Genomic DNA, 19,796 nt, shown 5'->3' with positions numbered 1-19,796 from the left:
ATGACCCATTTTATTGGGGAAATACCCTTCTTTTTCTACTATTGAAAGAGGAGGTAACGTATGCTGAATGAATTATTGCAAACAATCCCTCAAGTCTTGATTGACGGTCTAACCTTAGGAGCTGTGTATGCAGTAATTGCTCTAGGGTACACGATGGTTTATGGGATATTAGAATTAATCAACTTTGCACACGGTGAGATCTTTATGACAGGTGCTTTTATCGGTACAGCGATTCTCATCGTTTTGACGGGAATCGGGTGGGTTTCGGCGGTGCCTGCCATTGTTATGCTGATTACGGTACTTTTATTAACAGCGATCCTAACTGGCTTTATAGGAATGGGGATTGAACGGGTAGCGTACCGGCCGTTACGAAAAGCACCAAGATTAATCCCCCTAATCACTGCAATTGGGATTTCATTTTTATTGCAGGATATTGTGAGATTTATTGCTGAATTAAAAAAAGGAAACTTTATCGTAACAGGTCCAAGTCTTTTTACTAATTCAATTTCAATTAAAGCTTCCTCCATTAGCTCCATTTTCAACGATGCATCTATTAAAACATCATTTGTTATTGTGCTTGTAACGGCGGTTATTATGATGATTGGTCTAGACTTCTTTGTTAATCGAACAAAATGGGGAATGGCTATGAGGGCTGTAGCTCAAGATCGCGAAACAGCTTCCTTAATGTCAGTCAATGTGAATAAGGTTATTTCAATCACTTTTTTTGTTGGATCTGCCCTAGGTGGAGCAACAGGAGTCCTATTTGCCGTACAATACGGAACAATCGATCCTTATATTGGATTTATTCTAGGATTAAAGGCATTTACAGCAGCCGTGTTAGGCGGCATCGGAAATATTCGCGGGGCTATGCTTGGGGGCTTGTTGCTCGGAGTAATGGAAATGTTTGCATCTGCTAATTTAACATTATTAACGGGCGGGTTATTCGGCGCCGAATACAAGGATGTTTTTGCTTTTGCCATCTTAATCATCGTGTTGCTTTTTAAACCGGAGGGTCTGCTTGGCAAACCGGTCGCAGAGAAAGTGTAGGTGAGAAGAATGAAAACTCTATGGAATAAATATAAACGAAACAAAATGGCAAATGGAATCTTCCTTTTAATTTACATCGGAGTTTCATCATTGAGTTTATTTATGGCACAAAGGTCAGTTACTGCATTCCTGCTCTTATTATCCTCCTTGTTACTGCTATATTTTACAAATTTCAAAAATCTGACGAAATGGCTGATTGCTGGAGTTGTTCTTGTTTTTTTACTGCCATTTACAGCAAGTCAAGGAGATGCGTATCAATCCTATATGGAAGTTGCTACACTCGTCGGAATCTATATTGCGATGGCTCTTGGACTAAATATAGTCGTTGGAATGGCAGGTCTGCTTGACTTAGGATTTGTCGCCTTCTTTGCTGTTGGAGCATACACATATGGGATTTTTGCTACAGCACAGGCCTCGAATTTTATGCCGTTTGGATCGTTTCCTCTTTCAGGAGAAAGCTTTTGGATTTTTATTATTTTGGGTTGTTTAGTTGCAGCTTTGTTTGGAATTTTACTCGGAATACCGGTCCTTCGGGTAAAAGGGGATTATTTAGCAATCGTTACTTTAGGGTTTGGCGAGATTATTAGAATTATATTTAATAACCTTGACCGCCCGCTGAATATTACAAACGGTGCAATGGGTATTCCTTCTGTTACTCCGCCACGATTGTTTGGAATAGATTTCCTTTTCCCAAGTCAATTTTATTACATTGTACTCGTCCTCCTGTTATTTACAATATTTACTGTCCGTCGTTTCGAGCATTCAAAAATTGGCCGCTCATGGAAAGCGGTCAGAGAAAATGAAATTGCTGCGCAAGCAATGGGTGTTCCATTAGTGCGGACAAAACTAATGGCTTTTGCCATCGGTGCATCCTTCTCAGGAATGATGGGTGTCGTCTTTGCTGCAAAACAAGCCTTTGTCGATCCTACGAGCTTTACCCTTCTCGAGTCCATTACGATTTTAGTTATGGTGCTTTTAGGCGGGATGGGCAGTGTACCGGGAGTTATTCTAGGTGCGGCTGTGATGACGATTCTGAACCTTCAAGTATTAACTGAAATCACAAATTGGCTGAATCAGCTAAGTTTGTCAGGGGCTATTTCGATTCCAGATGCCCTTTCTCCAGCTAAAATGCAAAGATTAATCTTTGGCTTGCTATTAATCTTGTTTGCTTTATATAGGCCTAAGGGACTTTTACCAGCCAAAAATCATGTTTATGATGAGAAGGTTTTACAAGAAGGAAGCAGTCAAGCAACTTTAGGGAATGTACATGAGCAATCACAAAATGAAAAGCTCAATGTTAAGGAGGTGTAAATGCATGTCTATTTTAGAGGTCCAGAATTTAACAAAGAAATTTGGCGGCCTTACAGCTAATCAAGATGTTTCGATGCAAGTGGAAAAAAGCTCCATTACAGCAGTGATTGGGCCGAACGGGGCAGGAAAAACAACCTTTTTTAATATGATCACAGGTGTGTATCAGCCAACATCTGGCAGTATTTTGCTTGAAAATGAAAAAATAAACGGTTTAAAGCCAGATGAGGTATCAAAAAAAGGGATATCACGAACCTTTCAAAATATCCGTCTGTTTAATGAAATGTCAGTTCTTGAAAATGTTCTTGTAGGCATGCATACCCATTTAAAAGCAGGTCTTATGGGGATTTTATTCAATCTTCCAGCCATTCGCAAAGAAGAAAGAGCATCGGAAATAAAAGCGTATCAATTATTGGAATATGTAGGACTTGCTCCCCTTTTAAATGAGAAAGCAAGCAATTTAAGCTATGGTGCTCAAAGAAGGCTTGAAATCGCAAGGGCTCTTGCTGCGGAACCAAAGGTCTTGTTATTAGATGAGCCTGCTGCAGGGATGAATCCGAAAGAAACAAACGAACTGACTCAGCTTATCAAAAGAATGAGAGAAGAATTTAATTTGACCATTATTTTAATTGAGCATGATATGAAGCTGGTTATGAAGATTTCTGAACATATCGTTGTACTGGATCATGGCGAAAAAATTGCAGAAGGAAAGCCTGAAGACATTCGAAACAATCCTAAGGTGATCGAAGCATACTTAGGGTCTGGGGCTGTTCAAGTTGGATAGGGGGATAAAGTATGCTTCAAATAAATAATGTTGAAACCCATTACGGCGGGATACAGGCCTTAAAAGGGATAGATGTTGCCGTGGATAAAGGTGAAATCGTTACCCTTATCGGCAGTAATGGAGCAGGAAAATCAACCACCTTAAAATCCATTAGTGGCCTAGCGAAAGTAACGAATGGAAGTATTGTCTATAAAGGATCAGAAATATCGAATAAGCCTGCACATGAAACGACGCTTCTAGGGATTGCACATGTGCCAGAGGGCCGAAGGATTTTTCCAAAGCTGTCGGTCAAGGAAAACTTATTAATGGGAGCCTTTTCTGTAAAAAACAAAAGTGTAATTGATCAAAGAATGGAAAGGGTTTTTCAGTATTTTCCGAAGCTGAAAGATCGCTTCGAGCAAAAGGGCGGTACGATGAGCGGTGGGGAACAGCAAATGCTTGCCATCGGACGAGCCCTTATGATGGAGCCTGATTTATTAATGTTAGACGAGCCTTCAATGGGACTGGCGCCGATCATTGTGGAACAAATATTTGAAATCATCAAAGATCTAAATGAAGAAGGCATAACCATCTTACTTGTTGAACAAAATGCTTATCAAGCTCTGCAAATTGCACATAGAGGGTATGTAATTCAAACAGGAGAAATTAAACTTCAAGGAAACGGCAATGACTTGCTTAAGAATGAGGAAGTCCGTGAAGCATATTTAGCATAAAATAGTCTAAATCTCATATTAATCAGACGCTCAGATGCCTTCTTCCGAGCGTTTATTTTGTTGTCCGAAATCTATTGAGTGGTGTAATCCCTTATTGGTTTTTATTTTAGAGAAAAAATGATACGATCACTAAGTATGAAATGAAAGAACGAAGCTAGCTAAATGGAGGATCGTATGGAATCCTGGATTCAAGATTTAATCGAGCAATTTGGGTATTGGGGAGTTTTTTTACTAATTGCTATTGAAAATATTTTTCCTCCCATTCCTTCTGAAGTGATTCTGACGTTTGGGGGATATATGACAAATAGCATGAATCTAAGTGTCACAGGTGTGATTATTTCAGCAACATTGGGCTCTGTCATAGGAGCTGTTATATTGTATTGTCTTGGTTTATTAATGGATGTAGAGAAATTGGAAAGTGTGATTGATCGGTATGGGCGAGTGCTGCGTTTGACAAAAGACGATATTTACCGTGCAGATGCTTGGTTTGATAAGTACGGAATTTGGACTGTCTTGTTTTGCCGATTAATTCCTCTTATTCGAAGTTTAATTTCTATTCCAGCGGGAATGTCCAATATGAACTTTTGGTTATTTTTACTTTTCACTACAATGGGAACTCTCATTTGGAATACTATTTTGGTTAATTTAGGTGCTGCAGTTGGGTCGAATTGGGAGTCTATTGTAGAGATTATGGATAAGTTTTCTACAGTCGTTTACATACTGATCGTTATATTATTGTTGTTGGTTATTGTTTGGTATATGAAAAAACGAAAAGAGAGAAAATGAAAAAACTAATTTTCAAAAAGCGGAGTAACTGCCTGGAGTTTGATTAGGAGGGCGGTTGCTCTTTTTCATTTGGATGGAAGCTTCAAATGAGTATTTTCTTATTGTTATTTGAAACAGAGGATACAATGTATTAGGATAGAAAATAATACCACAAAATACTACAATAAAATATACAGTTAAAAGTTTTTCTGAGAGGACAGATTTTCATTGGAAACTAAAAAAGCATTGCCTATTTTATTCTTAGTCATGTTTCTAGTCATGGTGGGCTTCGGAATTATAATCCCTGTCATTCCTTTTTATGCAGAAGAAATTGGGGCAAGTCCGGCCCAGCTAGGCTGGTTAATGGCTGTGTACTCCTTAATGCAGCTGCTTTTTGCGCCGGTGTGGGGAAGAATATCAGATCGAATTGGGCGGAAGCCTGTTATTGCAATCGGGATCGCCGGATTGTCGCTATCGTTTTTTTTAACGGCATTTTCCAGTCAGCTTTGGATGCTGTTTGCTGCAAGAATTATCGGGGGAATGTTATCTTCCGCTAATATGCCAACCGTTATGGCATATGTTGCTGATATAACGTCAGAGGAGAATCGCGGGAAGGGCATGGGGATTATAGGCGCCGCTACAGGTCTAGGTTTCATTTTTGGACCGGCGATCGGCGGCATGTTCTCAAAAATAAGCTTAACGATGCCCTTCTACATAGCAGGGACTACATCGGCATTAACGCTTATTCTCGTTTTGTTCATATTAAAAGAGTCATTAACCGAGGAATCCAAACGTAATCAAACGGAGAAAAAGACTTCGATATGGAGTGCGTTCAAGGGCTCCGTATCCATTTTATTTATGCTGCAGCTGTTTATGTCCTTATCGCTCTCTGGCTTGGAAGCAACTTTTGCTTATTTTGCGGCAAAAAGAGCAGGCTTAGGAACGGTTCAATTAGGCTATATATTTATGATTATGGGGCTTGCTAGTGCCTTTGTGCAAGGTGGCCTTATTGGGAGGCTGACGAAGAAGTTTGGAGAGGGCACAGTCATTCAGGGAGGAATTATCGTTTCAGCCATTGGGTTCGCCTGTATTTTGCTCGTTGATAGCTTTGCGACTGCTGCTTTGTTCTTAACGGTTTTTGGGGTTGGCAATGGTGTTATTCGTCCAAGTGTATCAGCTTTAATTACGAAAAAATCGATGGCTGGTCATGGAAGCTCAACAGGGCTGCTGTCTTCCTTTGATTCGCTTGGCAGAATTATTGGACCGCCTTTAGGAGGCTGGCTATTCTCAATCCAAGCAGGACTTCCATACATATCTGGAGCAGTTTTATCACTTATAGCCTTTGTTTTATATAGAATATATGCGATAAAATCCAGTAAGACGATTTTTTATAAGCCTGAAATAAATAGAAAATAGGACAAATGAAAAATCCCGAATCAATAAAGACTCGGGATTTTTGCTTTGCTTTATTATTTAGCGACGCCTTCAACGTTTGGTCGGTTGTTTTCGTCAATGAACATTACAGCAATCGTACCAACAAGAAGCAAGGCACCTGCGAAATAGAATCCAGTGTTTAGGCTTCCTGTTACGTCTGTGAGGAATCCTGTAATGTAAGGTGCTAAAATGGATCCGCACATTCCGATAAAATTATAAACACCGAATGATGTACTATAAGCATTTTTTGGTGCATTATCAGCGATAACAGCAACTAGTACTGGATTTGTACTAATTTTCCCGAAGATACCATAGCCAATTAAAGCTGCATATAACACTGCCATACTATCGAAGAAAACAATGGATACTAGGGCAATGATGGATAATGGCATCATGACTAAAAGTACTGGCTTACGTTTACCCATCTTATCTGCGATCCAGCTGAATAGAATGGAACCTGGAATCGCTGCCCAAGGAACAAGAGATGATACAAAAGCAACACTTCCGCCAGTAATTCCACGTTCATGCTCTAAGTAGTAAGGAATCCAAGAGATAACTACGAAGAATGCATAGATGGCACTGAAAATTGTAATGTAAGCGGCAATTAAGTTCTTATTTTTAAATAAAACGGATAGTTTAAGCTTTTCACCATTATTTTCTACTGCCTTTTGCTCTTTTGTTTTTGGCTTATCTTTAATGACCCACCACATAGCTAATCCAATTAGGACGACAATAACAGCCATAATGAAGAATGGAGTTTTCCAGCTCATATTATATTCATGGACGGTATAACTAGAGATGTAGTAACCAAGAGAAGTACCAAATGCCATCCCACTATTGATAATCGCACTACCTACTGTTATGTTCTTAGGAGGTATTGCTTCAGATGATAGTCCATAGGATGGACCATAGAAGAAACCTTGGAAAATACCTACCATTAACCAAGATGTCATAAATAGGAAGAATGTTGGCATCATACCAGTTATAGCGGCAAAAACACCGAATAGAATAACCCCTGGTACAAGCACTTTTTTCTTACCGATTTTATCTCCTAAAATTCCTGATGGGATATTAAGTCCTGCATAGCCTAAGAAGAAGATACTCATAATTAAACCAAGCTGTGAATTACTTAAACCAAATTCAACTTGAAGATCGCCCATAATCGGATTAAGTATTGTACGGGTAGCGTATAATGCAACCCAGCCTAAAAAGAACACGGTTACAATTTTGACCCAATACGGAATTCCGCCTTTTGGAGCCGGTTCTTGTTGATTCAAAACCTTTGCCATTTTGTTTTCCTCCCAATAGATTATTTTTATATGCCTGCAGTAAGGAAAGGTATTAATAACTTCAATCTCACTATAAGCCATCTTGTGTTGCAGACGAATAAAAAAGGGAAGGTTAACATTACAAAAAGATTAAATTCCAAAAAAAGAAGCTATCCTATAAGGTACCATTCCCCACAAAAACACCAATGTCTAGAGTCCTTCATCTAGACATAGAGTCGTGGCGCCTGACACCTTTTTAGTATAGCCCCAATTAAACACTAAATTCGCGGTACACTTCTGAGCATATATCCAAGACCGGGATACGTGACAATATATTCCTCCTTATTCGGCAAAAGGTCTTTGATCTTTCGGCGAATTCTTGCAATACTGACACGCAAATATTCTACATCATCCCGGTATTGCGGTCCCCAAACTTCTGACAATAAAGTTTCATGCTGGACAACTTTATCTAAATTAAGTGCTAATATTTCCATAACTGAATACTCAGTTTGCGTAAGCTTAAATTCTTCGTTATTAATCCAGCAGCGCTTACTGCCAAGATCGAGTGCTAAATCGCCCGTTCGAATAATCGGTGTTTTCGATACCCCAGGCTCAGTGCTGGATTGACTTCTTCTTAAAACGGCATTAACCCTGGCAAAAAGCTCATCTAATGAAAAAGGCTTTGTTAAGTAGTCATCAGCACCCACATTTAAACCGTGCACTTTATCATGTGGATTGCTTCTGGCCGTGAGCATTATGACAGGAACATCCGAGAACTTGCGTAGTTTTTCAAGCACATGGAAGCCATCCTGTCCAGGCATCATAATATCCAGCAGTATTAAATCAGGTAGAATGAGGTCGAATTTATCAAATAGCTCTTCACCTGAATTGACCGTAGTTACTTCATAGCCAATGGATTTTAAGTTGGCAGAAACAAAGCGCAAAATTTTTGGTTCATCATCTACAATACAAATCTTTTGGCTTTTCAATTCATTCTCCTCCTTCCATGATTGGGAAATATAGAATAAAGGTACTTCCTTTATCAAGCTCACTCTTCACTTCAATTTTTCCTTCATGAGCTTCCATAATCCCGATACAGATGGAAAGGCCTAAGCCTGTACCGCCTGTTCTTCGTGTTGCTGTAACATCTACTTGATAGAAGCGATTGAAAATCTTTGTTAAATGATCCTCTGAAATACCGATCCCATTATCAGAAACCGTTATTTTAATATAATTATTTTCAATATCTAACGTAATATCGATTTTCTTTTCAATGGAATCATTGTAGCGAAGGGCATTCGTAAATAAATTAACTAGTACTTGCTGAACGCGTATTTTATCTGCGTAAAAAGTGGTTCCGCTGGGAAGTTTGTTATGAAACTGCAAGCTGGCTCCTTCTTTAAGTGATAAAGGGATCTGTTCCATCGATTGTTCAATCACATGGTCCGCACGAATCATGTTTCGTTCTACATACAAAGTTCCGGATTCAATTTTGGAGATATCCATCCAATCATTAACTAAATGTAAGATTCGTTCAATATCCTCGTGAACACCTTCCAAAAGCTCCTGCTGGAATTCAGGCTCCCACTCAACCTCGGAACGAAGAAGCGTTTCAACACTGCCTTTAATATTTGTTATTGGTGTTTTAAATTCATGAGAGGTCAGAGAGATTAAATTGTTTTTTAATGTATCAATTTCCTCTTCCTCTGTAATATCCCGTAAAACTAAACCTTCACCAATAATTTTTTCATCTAACATAACTGAAAACTTATGAAGTAAAAAGTACTTTGACTTCTTTGATTTATTCTTTTCCTCTAGTTTAATTTCTCCTTTTGCGTTCTCGAAGAATGCGGACAAATCATTCTTATCAACATCGAATAGGGTAATAATGCGTCTATATACATCGTCTAAGCTTATTAATTTGTTACGGTACTCATATTCGTATTCTTCTTCATCGTCTTCATCTTCATCAATTTCGACTACGTTAAGGAAAAATTCATTGACATACTCAACTTCTTTTTGATTATTCAATAGCATTAATCCTTCTGACATACTTCCCAATACAGCATGAAGTACAGCATGCTTATTACGGATTTCTTCAAATAAAAACTTGTTTTGCAGCATAACTGATAATGAACTGGCAAATGTGTGAAGAAATTCTTGATCACTGGATTTAATTGTTTTATCGTTCGTCATATCAACAATTAAATAACCTTTATTTTTTTGCTCGATTTGTATTGGTTCCATATACTGCTGATCCCCAATCATATTTTCACTGAGATACTGCAGTAAAGTTTGGTTTGTATGAATGGATTTATTCGTAACAGCAAAATCTAGAAAGTATATATGAATAGAGTAGTTCATAAACAGTTCAATTTCTTTCAAACAGTGCTGAATAAAATGGGCCAAGTCCTTATTGGAAGAAACGGAAGTGATTAATTTATTTACTGCTTTTAATTCTGAGTTTTTATGCTCTAAGACGGCTGTCCTGTCCTGAACTCTCTCTTCAAGCTCTTTATTTAGCTCCATTAAGCTTTTTTTATTTCTTTCGACCTCTTGAATCATGTTATTAAAATAATAAAATAGCTCTTCCATTTCTTTCGGGCCCTGAATCTTCTTTGTTATCTCACGCTTCTTCTTGATGCCGATCGTGTAATCTTTAATGTAATTCAGCAATTGATGAATCGTTCGTTCCAGCCTATTTGTTAAAAACATGCTGACACCGATCATCAAAATGACAGTAATAAGCAGAAAGACTACGATCATCATAATGGCATTCTTATACGTTTTCATGATCAAATCAGTCGGTTTTTCTACCCAAACAGTCCAATTTAGAGGGGGGATCTTCACATACGTAATATAGAATTCTCCATGCTGTTTTTCAATATCAAAAAAATTGCTGCCCTCATTATTGCTCTCTTCTTCGATATACTGTGTGACCACTGACTCTGAAAGGCTGACGAGCTCTCTTCTCGTATCAATTGTTGGATGAACAATCACATTTTTATCTTGGTCAATCACAACAGCTTGGCCGCCTTCATCAACGGTGCGTTTTTTAATGTGTTCGCCTAATTCGTTCAAATCTAAAGCTCCAAGCACATAGCCGACCATGTCTCCGCTGTCATTCATGATTGGAGAAACGATCGTCACCAATAGAATATTTGTGCCGCCCCGGCCGTGAAAGACTGGAGAGATGACAGTGTCCTTCGTTCTAAGTAATTCCGTATAGTAGGATCGGTCACTGAAGTTAAGATTTTCTCTCTCTACCCCATCAGTGAATACCTCAGGATAGAAAACGATGGATTGTCCCATTGTATTTCCAACATACATATTGACGAAGCCTGGATAGTTTTCCTTTATGTTTTTGAGCTGAGTTTTAATCCCTTCCACGTCTTGATCCATAAACTTTTCTCGGATCGTAAGTGATTCTGTTTGAATGGCCTTTTTATGTTCTAATACATAATTTTGAATATAGTCTGATAAATATTTAGTCGTCTGTGCCTGACTTTTTTGATTTTCATTAATTAATGAATACAATTGGTAAATTTGAAATACTCCAAGTATCGCAATAGAGAAAAAGGTAATAGTTAAGAAGGAAAAAATGAGTTCTTTTTTAAAGGAACGGGCTTTTTTCATGGTTTCCTCCCTTTCGAAAGAGGTTAGTAAAATTATCTGACTATACTTTATCATAATCATGGTCAGACATCATATTTATAAACTTTGAACAGCCTTGAAGTTAATAGGTTTTGTCGTATCTCTAATTTAGACAAAATATACTAGATATCTTACAGCCTTATCGTAGCTTAACAAGCATTACATTCAAATAAAATAGTAAGTGTTTACATTAAAAAAACATAAAGATATAATTTTTAAAAAACAGTAAGCCGCTTCGAGATTTTTCTAAGGAGCGGCTTAGAACATTTCAGCCAAAAACTACCTGTGCTATTTGGCCGAAATTATTCATTATCTATTGCACGGTTACTCACTTCTATGTCAATATCTATATATTGAAGAATATCGCATTCAGGTATTCAAGGAGATGAGAGTTTGAATAATAAAGCTGTAATTTTAGGATGTAATTATTATATAGGTTTAAGTACAATTCGCTGCCTGGGAGTACATGGCATTCATACAGTTGCCGTTGATTATTCAGAAGAGGACCGATATGGCTCTGAATCTAAATACTGTTCTGAAAGGCTAATTGCCCCTTATTATAAAAAAGACCCAAAAGGGTTTATACGTTTTTTAATAGATTATGCGAAAAAGCAGAGTGTAAAGCCTGTGTTAATTCCTTGTCATGATTCCTATGTAGAGGTCGTGGATGAGCATTTAGATGAGATAAGAGAATATTATCTCATTCCTCAAACGGAAAAGGGCCTTTATACGAAAGTGATGAATAAGGAAACATTGCATGCATTAGCGGTTGAAAAGGGGATGGCTGTCCCTGAAACGGTTAGAATAGATGAAGAAAATTTTATTGAAAAAGTAGAAACAACACTTAAATATCCGTGTATCGTAAAGCCTTCAGATTCCCCGGCCTTTGTTGCGCATTTTAGAAAAAAGCTGTTTAAAGTTTTTAATCGAGAAGAATTATTGGCAGCCATCGAAAAGTCGAAGAATGCCAATTTAGAAGTGATCGTGCAGAGAATTATCCCTGGATTTGACGATCATATGTATACATTTGATGCTTATTTAAATCAGGATGCAAAGGTCACTCATTGGGTGACATGCCAAAAGCACCGCCAATATCCAATTAACTTCGGAGCTTCTGTTTATACGGAGCAGAAATATGTTCAAGAACTGTACGATATTGGAGCTCCATTTTTGGAAGCGATCGGATTTAAAGGATTTGCGGAAATTGAGTTTAAAAAAGACGCAGAGACAGGAAAGTTCTATTTAATTGAAATCAATGCCCGGATTACTAATTTAAACAATCTTCTCTATAAGGTAGGGGTTAACTTCCCCTATATTACTTACCGTGAGCTAACAGGGTCTCCTCTTGAGCCTTATGCAGTAAAAGAGGATAAGCACCGTGTATTTTGGTATGCCTATGAGGATATATTGGCAATAAAGGGCTATATAAAGACCGGTCAGCTAACTAAAGGACAAGTAATTAAATCATTAATGAAGCAAAAAGCTTATGCTATTTGGGATTGGTCGGATCCGAAGCCTGGCATTGTTTATTTTAAGAAAATTGCAGGAAAGATGCGGAAGAAATAATGAACATACCTAAACAAAGCGGTTAGGAAATGACGCAGAAAAGAGGTAGAAACGAATGAAGCTAGAAACACTCCTTCAATCACTTGACGTAAAAAAAGTGCTGAATGATCAGGATTTAACGATTAACGGGATTTCCTACCATTCCCAAAAGGTTTCGAATGGACACCTTTTTGTTTGTGTGCGAGGATATAAAACGGACGGGCATAAATATTTGAAACAAGCAGCAGAAAATGGAGCAGTAGCTGCTGTCGTTGAAGAGTTCAACGAGGATGTTAATATTCCACAATATTTAGTTAAAGATTGCCGGATTTCATTAGCTAGATTGGGTGCTCACTTCTATGACAATCCATCTAAAAAGCTTAATATGATCGGAATCACTGCTACAAATGGAAAAACCACAACTTCCTATATGACAAATGCTATTTTAGAAAATGAAGGCCTCAAAACGGGGCTGATCGGAACTGTCACGATTAAAATCGATGATACATCCATTCCTTCAGAGCTGACCACGCCTGAATCTTTAGATTTACAATACTATTTAAATGAAATGGTAGAACGTGATGTCACCCATGTAAGCATGGAGGTGTCATCCCAAGCCCTGGAAATGAACCGGGTTGAGCAAGTGGATTACGATATTGTTACCCTAAATAATGTAAGCCGTGAGCACATTGATTCCCATGGGTCTTTTGAAAAATATTTTGAAGTAAAATCTAGCCTAATTCGCAATGCCAGTGAAAATAGCTTTGCCGTTCTTAATCTGGATTGTCCTTACTCGGCTTCTTTAGTTAACGCTACAAAGGCTCAGGTCATCACATTTGGCGTGAAGAGCAATGAAGGGCATATTCATTGTAAAAATATGGATTTATCAACTGGACGAGCTAAATTCACAGTGGAAATTTTGAAGTCATTTAGGGTAAATGATACAGAATATATCCCAGGTGAGTTTGATATTGAACTAGCTGTACCAGGTCTTCACTCTGTTTATAATGCGATGGTGGCTATTACGGTAGCATTGCTTTCGAATGTTTCTGTATCAACGATTCAAAAAACATTGAAGACGTTTGGCGGAGTAGAACGCCGCTTTGAGTTCATTTTTGAAGATGATTTCAAGATTATTGATGATCACTTTGCCAACGCTGGAAATATAAACGTAACGCTAGAAACGCTGAAATTTATGGATTATCAAAAGCTTCATCTCGTTTACGCCATTAGGGGAGAAAGAGGTCCTACTGTAAACCGCGAAAATGCTGAGACTATTGCTGAATGGGCGTCAAAGCTAGGCTTTAATGAAGTGATTGCCACAAAGAGCATGTCTCATGTTACTTCTAAGGACAAGGTGACAGATGAGGAGCAGCAGGTATTTGAAGAAGTGATGAAGGATGCTGACATTAAGGTTCAGTTATATGATGAGCTTCCAGATGCGATCGAAAATGCTTTATCTAAAGCAGAAGCGGGAGATTTAATTTTGCTTGCTGGCTGTCAAGGAATGGATCACGGAGCTGAAATTGCTTTACATCAAATTGAAAAGATAAAGAAGGATTTTTCCAAGGAAAAATTATTCCTGCCATTGCGCAATCGTGTATCAGCTCAATGAAAAATGTTGTAAAATAACAGGGGACAATCAAGTCCCCTTCTTAAATTTATAATAAAGGTGATAGAAAATGTGCGGTTTTGTTGGTTTTGCTCATGCTAACCCAGAAATAGATAAGAAACAAACAATCAATGACATGATGGACACGATTATTCATAGAGGACCTGACAGCGGAGAATCTTATACAGATAAAGATATTGCCTTTGGCTTTAGACGCCTAAGCATTATTGATTTATCTGAAGAAGCCGGTCAGCCGATGTTTAATGAAGATAAAAGCTGTGTGTTAATTTTTAACGGGGAAATTTACAACTATCAAGAATTGAAAAAGGACCTTTTAGAAAAAGGCCATATTTTCAAAACAGATACAGATAGTGAAGTATTAATCCACGGTTATGAAGAGTACGGCGTAGACTTATTGCAGAAGCTAAGAGGAATGTTTGCTTTCGCAATTTGGGATACGAAAAAAGAAACGATGCTTCTTGCACGTGATTTCTTTGGAATTAAGCCTCTTTATTATACACAAAACACTACAGATAACTCCTTTATCTTTGGTTCCGAAATTAAATCATTCTTAAAGAACTCAAGCTTCAAAAAAGAATTAAATAAGGATGCACTGATGCCTTATTTAACCTTCCAATATTCAGTTCTAGATGAAACCTTCTTTAAAGGTGTGTACAAGCTCAAACCAGGTCATTATATGATCTATAAACAAGGTAAAATGGAAATTAAGCAGTACTGGAATGTAAATTTCGATGAAAAAGAGAATAGCTTAGATTATTATATCGAACAAATCAATAGCACGATGAGAGAATCAGTTGACTATCACAAAATCAGTGATGTTAAGGTAGGGTCCTTCCTTTCAGGCGGAATTGATTCCAGCTATATTACGGCTCTGCTTAAGCCTAATAAAACGTTCTCAATTGGGTTTAAGGATTACGAAGGGATCTTTAATGAAACGAATTTGTCTAAAGAGTTATCAGACAAACTTCATATTGAAAACTATAGTAAGCTAATGAATGCAGATGAATGCTTTGAAACATTGCCTACCATTCAATATCATATGGATGAGCCGCAGTCGAATCTTTCTTCTGTTCCTCTTTATTTCTTATCCAAATTAGCGAGAGAACATGTAACTGTTGTTTTGTCCGGCGAAGGTGCAGACGAAATTTTTGGCGGATATGTATGGTATCAGAAATCAGCTAAGCAAGAAAAATATGAAAAGGTTCCATACGCCATCAGACGTGCGCTATCTAAGGTCGGCAGTGCCCTTCCGCAAAATAAAATTACAACCTTCTTAGTAAAAGGCGGCCAAAAGATCGAAGAGAAGTTTATTGGGCAGGCTAAAGTCTTTGAGGAAGAAGATGCTTTCAAAGTGTTAAAGGATGAGTATAAAAACGGTCCGACAGTACAAAGTATTACAAAACTAGTATTTGATCAAGTGAAGGGGAAAGATGATGTAACGAAAATGCAGTATCTTGACCTAAAGCTTTGGCTGCCTGGAGATATTCTTTTAAAAGCGGATAAAATGAGCATGGCTCATTCCATTGAATTAAGGGTTCCATTCCTAGATAAAGAAGTCATGTCAATGGCATCCAAATTGCCTAGCTCACTTCGCGTGAATCGTAAAGATACAAAATATGCATTGCGTGCTGCTTCAAGTGAGGTTCTTCCAGATGAATGGGCAAACCGTCCAAAGGTTGGCTTCCCTGTGCCGATTCGTTTTTGGCTTCAAGAAGAGAAATATTACAAGATTGTGAAAGAAATGTTCCAATCAGATATGGCGAAAGAGTTCTTCGACACGGATGAGCTTTTGAGATATTTAGAAGAGCATTATACAAAGAAACATAATTATGCCCGCTACATTTGGACAGTTTATGTGTTCCTTGTTTGGTATAAGAAGTTTTTTAAAGAAATGTAATACGCTGTTGCTAGACAGTTGTTATAGGGGATGAATATGAGTGAGGAAAATAGTAGTCAGCACTATTTTTATAGTCCTTGTATTTGTCGTTTATTTGACAATAGACACGATAAATAGCCATTTGAAGGTAAACAGCAGTGCGAATTCAGAAGTGGATTTTACAGGAATTGAGGCCATTACAAAGCTCAATGTCCCGACATATGTGAAAAGATATGACTGGACAAAAGAAGGGCAGATGAAAATAACAGAGGTCTTTATCCCAGTTAAAACTGTCAAGCAACTGCCGGAACTTCCGCATGGCTGTGAAATTACTTCATTAACGTCTATTCTGAACACGTATGGTTATGAGGTTTCAAAAACGGAAATGGCTGATCAATATTTGCCTAAACAGTCATTTTCCACGAAGAACAAACGCCGATATGGAGCCAATCCTTATAAGGCGTATGCCGGAAACCCTAGAAGTGAGACTGGCGGCTTTTTCAGCTATGCACCTCCAATTATAAATGCGGCAAAGAAGTATTCTGATGCTGCCGGCGGTGATATTCAGACCCTCGATTTAAGCGGAAGCAAGAAAGAAGACATTATTAAACAGCTTAATAAAGGAACTCCCGTATTAGTTTGGGTAACCTTGGACCTTGGGAAGCCGAAATTAAATTATTCTTGGTATTTTCATGATACAGGGGAGAAATTTACTGCTCCAACTAATTTACATGCGGTCGTTTTAAATGGCTATGACGAGAAAAAAGTACATGTGATGAACCCGTTAGTCGGCCAAATGACTTATGATAAAAACGCATTTTTCAAAAGCTACCAAGAGCTTGGCAGTCATGCGATGACTGTAGCAGTCAAAAGTGGAAACTAAAAAAGTGAGAGCAAAAGGAATTCCCCGCATCATCCAGATACAGGCGGACATTTCTTTTGCTTTTCATTTTTGTGATAGAATACGTATATAAACATGTCAATACATTAAGAAGGATGAAATATGCATAAGAAAAGCTTAGGTGTTATTGGTGGGATGGGGCCAATGGCCACATCTGTCTATTTTGAAAAGGTTATTGAAAATACGGTGGCGAATTCTGACCAGGAACACATAAATATGGTTATCCTAAACCATGCAGCATTACCTGACCGCACAACAGTGATTTTGGAAAATAAAGAAGAACTGTTTTTAAATGCGGTAGCTAAGGATATGAAAATTCTCGAAGCGGCAGGTGTAGACCACATTGCCATACCGTGTAACACATCCCATTTTTTCTACAATCAAATGCAGGAAATGACTAATATAAAGATTATTAACATGGTAGATGAGACGTGCAAAGAAATTCATAGAAAGCATGGAGATCATACCAAGGTTGCAATACTAGCGACAAATGGGACAGTGAGCACCGGCATCTATAGACAGGGATGTTTAAACTATAATATGAAATTACATATCCCTGATGAGGTCTCTCAAGAGCAAGTGATGAATACAATATATAATATAAAAAGTGATTTGAAGGTAGATACTGCTGTAATTGAACAAATCATTATGGATCTTATTCATAGAGAGAATTGCAGCTGTGTTATACTCGCTTGCACGGAGCTATCGTGCATGAACTTAAGCGATGAAGTCATGAAATATTGCATCGATGCCATGGATGTCCTTGTTGAAAAGTCAATTGAATATTCCGGTGGCGTTGTTAAGAATTCAATGAAATGGGGCAAGCCTTAATCTTTAGGAACGGTCAATCTTTAAAGGGAGGGATCAATTTTGAAAATGAATGAAGCGGAGAAGTTTAGAAAGTTTTTGAAAGAATCTTTTGGTGATGGAGTCAACATTAGAGAATTGCGGTTATCTGATGAGGAAACTGAATACATTAAAAGAATTTATCCAAAGGCTAGTTTAAATAAAAGCATCCCAACTGAAGCCCCTGACGGAAAGAGATGGTATAAAGTATCCCTTCAGCCTCCTAAGAACGGAAGAGAATTATTTGTAAATGATCATCTGGCAGCCATACAACAAGAGAATCTGCAGCTGAAGCAGGAACTTGAAAGGTTAAAGAGAGATAAGAGCCGCGCAGAATAATGACTATTTAGATATATAATAGATTCAAATATGCCGCCGCCAAGTTTTGCTTGGCGTTTTTTTATGTTTGGTGCCCGGCTTTATTCGACAAAAAACGCATTCTCTTGAAATATATTTGTAATAATTTTCGGGATTAACTTTTGAATGGACAATGTTATAATATAAAATGTACAATTATGGGACAAAAAATGACCAATATTGCGAAATTCTTCCATCATTCTCATTTCTGAAATTCTACAAACATTTCCATTTTTCAACATTATTATTTTTACATACATAATTTTGTATTATTGCAGATTGGAAGAGAAAAAGATTGTATACATACATGCTTGCAAGAAAAAATGAATTAGTTAAATAGAAGGGAGAAACGGAACAAAATGAAACGGAAATTTCTCATTCTAGGAATTGGAATCATCGTTGGGCTCGGCAGCTTATTTTCTCCGGTTTCTAATACAGCTCATGCAGTCCAAGTGAATAAGCAGTTGGAAAATAAAAAGAAAGATATACAAAACCAACGATCAACCATTCAATCTGAAATTAATCAAACTCAAGATAAAGTAAATGAAATCAATGCTGAACAGGCAGCTACTACAGCCGAAATTAAAAAATTAGATTTTGCCGTTGCGGATACAAACAATCAAATTCGAGAAAAGGAAGCACAAATTGAAGAAGCGCAACTAGAAATTGATAGGCTCCAAGGGGAAATAGCTATCCTAAAGGAGCAGATTAAGAAACGGGACGAGCTTCTGAAGGAACGTGTTCGCTCCATTCAGGAAAATGGCGGGGTTATCAATTATATGGATGTTCTTCTCGGTGCACAAAGCTTTGGCGACTTTATTAATCGTGTAAGTGCCGTGACAACCTTTATGCAGGCAGATAGGGATATGCTGAAGGCTCATCAGGACGACAAGGCAGCCCTTGATCTGAAGGAAGCTGAAGTGAAACAGCAGCTTGAAGAATTAAGCCAAAAGAAGGCACAGCTTGAGGAAATGAAGAAAAAGTTAGAAGGTCAAGTGGCAGAGAAGAATAAGCTTCTTGCCCATTTAAATGAACAGGAAGAAAAAATGCATGAAGAGCTTCATGAGCTTGAAGATCAAGCTGGGCTTCTTGCAGCACAAGAAAAGGCCATTAAAAAAGAAATAGAAGCTTGGAATAAGAGACAGCGTGAACTTGAAGAACAGAGGAAAAAGGCAGCGGCAAACGCGGCAAGCGGGTCATCTGTCGGGCCAATGCCAACTATTTCAAATGGAGCATTCATGAACCCAACAACAGGCAGACTCACATCCCACTTTGGCCAACGCTGGGGAACGTTCCATTCAGGGATTGATATTGGAAAAGGCGGCCGTGGGGGATCGATACCAATCGTTGCAGCAGCAGCAGGTTCAGTTATTCGTGCGAATTACGATGGAAGCTATGGAAATGTCGTGATGATCACACACGTTATCGACGGACAAGTAATGACGACTGTATATGGACACATGGAAAGTCTTAGTGTTTCAAATGGTCAACGTGTTGAAAAGGGACAAATGTTAGGCTATATGGGTAGTACGGGTCATTCTACCGGACCACACCTTCATTTCGAAATCCATCATGGCCCATGGAACGGAAGCAGAACGAACGCAGTAAATCCACTTAAATATGTATCTTATTGATAGAGAATTAAAGATTGAGAGAATGCAAGAA

At 38.1% G+C, this 19,796-nt stretch carries 16 protein-coding genes; 13 read left to right on the top strand and 3 right to left on the bottom strand.

The window, feature by feature from the left end:
- Window positions 1–60 precede the first annotated feature (60 nt).
- From AR328_RS11710 to AR328_RS11685, 6 genes are all read left to right on the top strand, one after another.
- Entirely contained in the window at window positions 61–1,047 is a 987-nt protein-coding gene (locus tag AR328_RS11710) for a branched-chain amino acid ABC transporter permease (RefSeq protein ID WP_066295183.1), read from the top strand.
- 45 nt (window positions 1,048–1,092) lie between these two features.
- The gene (locus AR328_RS11705; RefSeq protein ID WP_442854446.1) at window positions 1,093–2,358 is read left to right on the top strand and encodes a branched-chain amino acid ABC transporter permease; all 1,266 of its coding nucleotides are present in this window, start codon (window positions 1,093–1,095) and stop codon (window positions 2,356–2,358) included.
- Between the two features lie 4 nt (window positions 2,359–2,362).
- Window positions 2,363–3,139 (top strand): ABC transporter ATP-binding protein, encoded by a 777-nt coding sequence (locus AR328_RS11700; RefSeq protein WP_066295181.1) that lies wholly within the window; start codon window positions 2,363–2,365, stop codon window positions 3,137–3,139.
- An 11-nt stretch (window positions 3,140–3,150) separates the two neighbouring features.
- Window positions 3,151–3,852, top strand: a complete 702-nt coding sequence (locus AR328_RS11695; RefSeq protein ID WP_066295180.1) for an ABC transporter ATP-binding protein — start codon at window positions 3,151–3,153, stop codon at window positions 3,850–3,852.
- Between the two features lie 174 nt (window positions 3,853–4,026).
- Window positions 4,027–4,638 carry a DedA family protein gene (locus AR328_RS11690; RefSeq protein WP_066295179.1) on the top strand — a complete coding sequence of 204 codons (612 nt, stop codon included), beginning with the start codon at window positions 4,027–4,029 and terminating at the stop codon, window positions 4,636–4,638.
- 207 nt (window positions 4,639–4,845) lie between these two features.
- Window positions 4,846–6,033, top strand: coding sequence for an MFS transporter (locus AR328_RS11685; protein ID WP_066295178.1), 1,188 nt, complete (start codon window positions 4,846–4,848; stop codon window positions 6,031–6,033).
- Window positions 6,034–6,086: 53 nt separating this feature from the next.
- On the opposite strand, the gene AR328_RS11680 is transcribed toward AR328_RS11685, so the two are convergent.
- From AR328_RS11680 to AR328_RS11670, 3 genes are all read right to left on the bottom strand, one after another.
- A complete protein-coding gene (locus AR328_RS11680) occupies window positions 6,087–7,340 on the bottom strand; it encodes an MFS transporter (RefSeq protein WP_066295177.1) in 1,254 nt (417 codons plus the stop codon).
- 257 nt (window positions 7,341–7,597) lie between these two features.
- Window positions 7,598–8,308 carry a response regulator transcription factor gene (locus AR328_RS11675; RefSeq protein WP_066295176.1) on the bottom strand — a complete coding sequence of 237 codons (711 nt, stop codon included), beginning with the start codon at window positions 8,306–8,308 and terminating at the stop codon, window positions 7,598–7,600.
- Between the two features lies 1 nt (window position 8,309).
- On the bottom strand, window positions 8,310–10,955 hold the full coding sequence (locus tag AR328_RS11670; protein WP_066295175.1) for a sensor histidine kinase: 2,646 nt from the start codon (window positions 10,953–10,955) through the stop codon (window positions 8,310–8,312).
- A gap of 411 nt (window positions 10,956–11,366) precedes the next feature.
- On the opposite strand from AR328_RS11670, the gene AR328_RS11665 reads away from it, so the two are divergent.
- From AR328_RS11665 to AR328_RS11635, 7 genes are all read left to right on the top strand, one after another.
- Window positions 11,367–12,539: a carboxylate--amine ligase gene (locus AR328_RS11665; RefSeq protein ID WP_066295174.1), complete on the top strand. Its 1,173-nt coding sequence runs from the start codon at window positions 11,367–11,369 to the stop codon at window positions 12,537–12,539.
- 55 nt (window positions 12,540–12,594) lie between these two features.
- Window positions 12,595–14,133 carry a Mur ligase family protein gene (locus tag AR328_RS11660; RefSeq protein ID WP_066295173.1) on the top strand — a complete coding sequence of 513 codons (1,539 nt, stop codon included), beginning with the start codon at window positions 12,595–12,597 and terminating at the stop codon, window positions 14,131–14,133.
- Between the two features lie 67 nt (window positions 14,134–14,200).
- Window positions 14,201–16,048 (top strand): asparagine synthase (glutamine-hydrolyzing), encoded by a 1,848-nt coding sequence (gene asnB / locus AR328_RS11655; protein WP_066295172.1) that lies wholly within the window; start codon window positions 14,201–14,203, stop codon window positions 16,046–16,048.
- Window positions 16,049–16,088: 40 nt separating this feature from the next.
- A complete protein-coding gene (locus AR328_RS11650; RefSeq protein WP_066295171.1) occupies window positions 16,089–16,910 on the top strand; it encodes a C39 family peptidase in 822 nt (273 codons plus the stop codon).
- 120 nt (window positions 16,911–17,030) lie between these two features.
- Window positions 17,031–17,759 carry an aspartate/glutamate racemase family protein gene (locus AR328_RS11645; protein ID WP_066295170.1) on the top strand — a complete coding sequence of 243 codons (729 nt, stop codon included), beginning with the start codon at window positions 17,031–17,033 and terminating at the stop codon, window positions 17,757–17,759.
- A 39-nt stretch (window positions 17,760–17,798) separates the two neighbouring features.
- On the top strand, window positions 17,799–18,113 hold the full coding sequence (locus AR328_RS11640; protein ID WP_066295169.1) for a hypothetical protein: 315 nt from the start codon (window positions 17,799–17,801) through the stop codon (window positions 18,111–18,113).
- Between the two features lie 377 nt (window positions 18,114–18,490).
- Window positions 18,491–19,765: a murein hydrolase activator EnvC family protein gene (locus AR328_RS11635; protein WP_066295168.1), complete on the top strand. Its 1,275-nt coding sequence runs from the start codon at window positions 18,491–18,493 to the stop codon at window positions 19,763–19,765.
- Window positions 19,766–19,796 lie beyond the last annotated feature (31 nt).

This window comes from Bacillus sp. FJAT-29937 (assembly GCF_001509555.1).
Taxonomy (GTDB): Bacteria; Bacillota; Bacilli; order Bacillales; family Cytobacillaceae; genus Cytobacillus.
This window is presented reverse-complemented; position numbering and strand designations above follow the sequence as displayed.

Coding starts and splice junctions, on each gene's coding strand:
- AR328_RS11705 (WP_442854446.1), top strand. CDS start 1,093: ATGGCAAATGGAATCTTCCTTTTAATTTACATCGGAGTTTCATCATTG.
- AR328_RS11695 (WP_066295180.1), top strand. CDS start 3,151: ATGCTTCAAATAAATAATGTTGAAACCCATTACGGCGGGATACAGGCC.
- AR328_RS11690 (WP_066295179.1), top strand. CDS start 4,027: ATGGAATCCTGGATTCAAGATTTAATCGAGCAATTTGGGTATTGGGGA.
- AR328_RS11680 (WP_066295177.1), bottom strand. CDS start 7,340: ATGGCAAAGGTTTTGAATCAACAAGAACCGGCTCCAAAAGGCGGAATT.
- AR328_RS11660 (WP_066295173.1), top strand. CDS start 12,595: ATGAAGCTAGAAACACTCCTTCAATCACTTGACGTAAAAAAAGTGCTG.
- AR328_RS11700 (WP_066295181.1), top strand. CDS start 2,363: ATGTCTATTTTAGAGGTCCAGAATTTAACAAAGAAATTTGGCGGCCTT.
- AR328_RS11670 (WP_066295175.1), bottom strand. CDS start 10,955: ATGAAAAAAGCCCGTTCCTTTAAAAAAGAACTCATTTTTTCCTTCTTA.
- asnB (WP_066295172.1), top strand. CDS start 14,201: ATGTGCGGTTTTGTTGGTTTTGCTCATGCTAACCCAGAAATAGATAAG.
- AR328_RS11645 (WP_066295170.1), top strand. CDS start 17,031: ATGCATAAGAAAAGCTTAGGTGTTATTGGTGGGATGGGGCCAATGGCC.
- AR328_RS11635 (WP_066295168.1), top strand. CDS start 18,491: ATGAAACGGAAATTTCTCATTCTAGGAATTGGAATCATCGTTGGGCTC.
- AR328_RS11710 (WP_066295183.1), top strand. CDS start 61: ATGCTGAATGAATTATTGCAAACAATCCCTCAAGTCTTGATTGACGGT.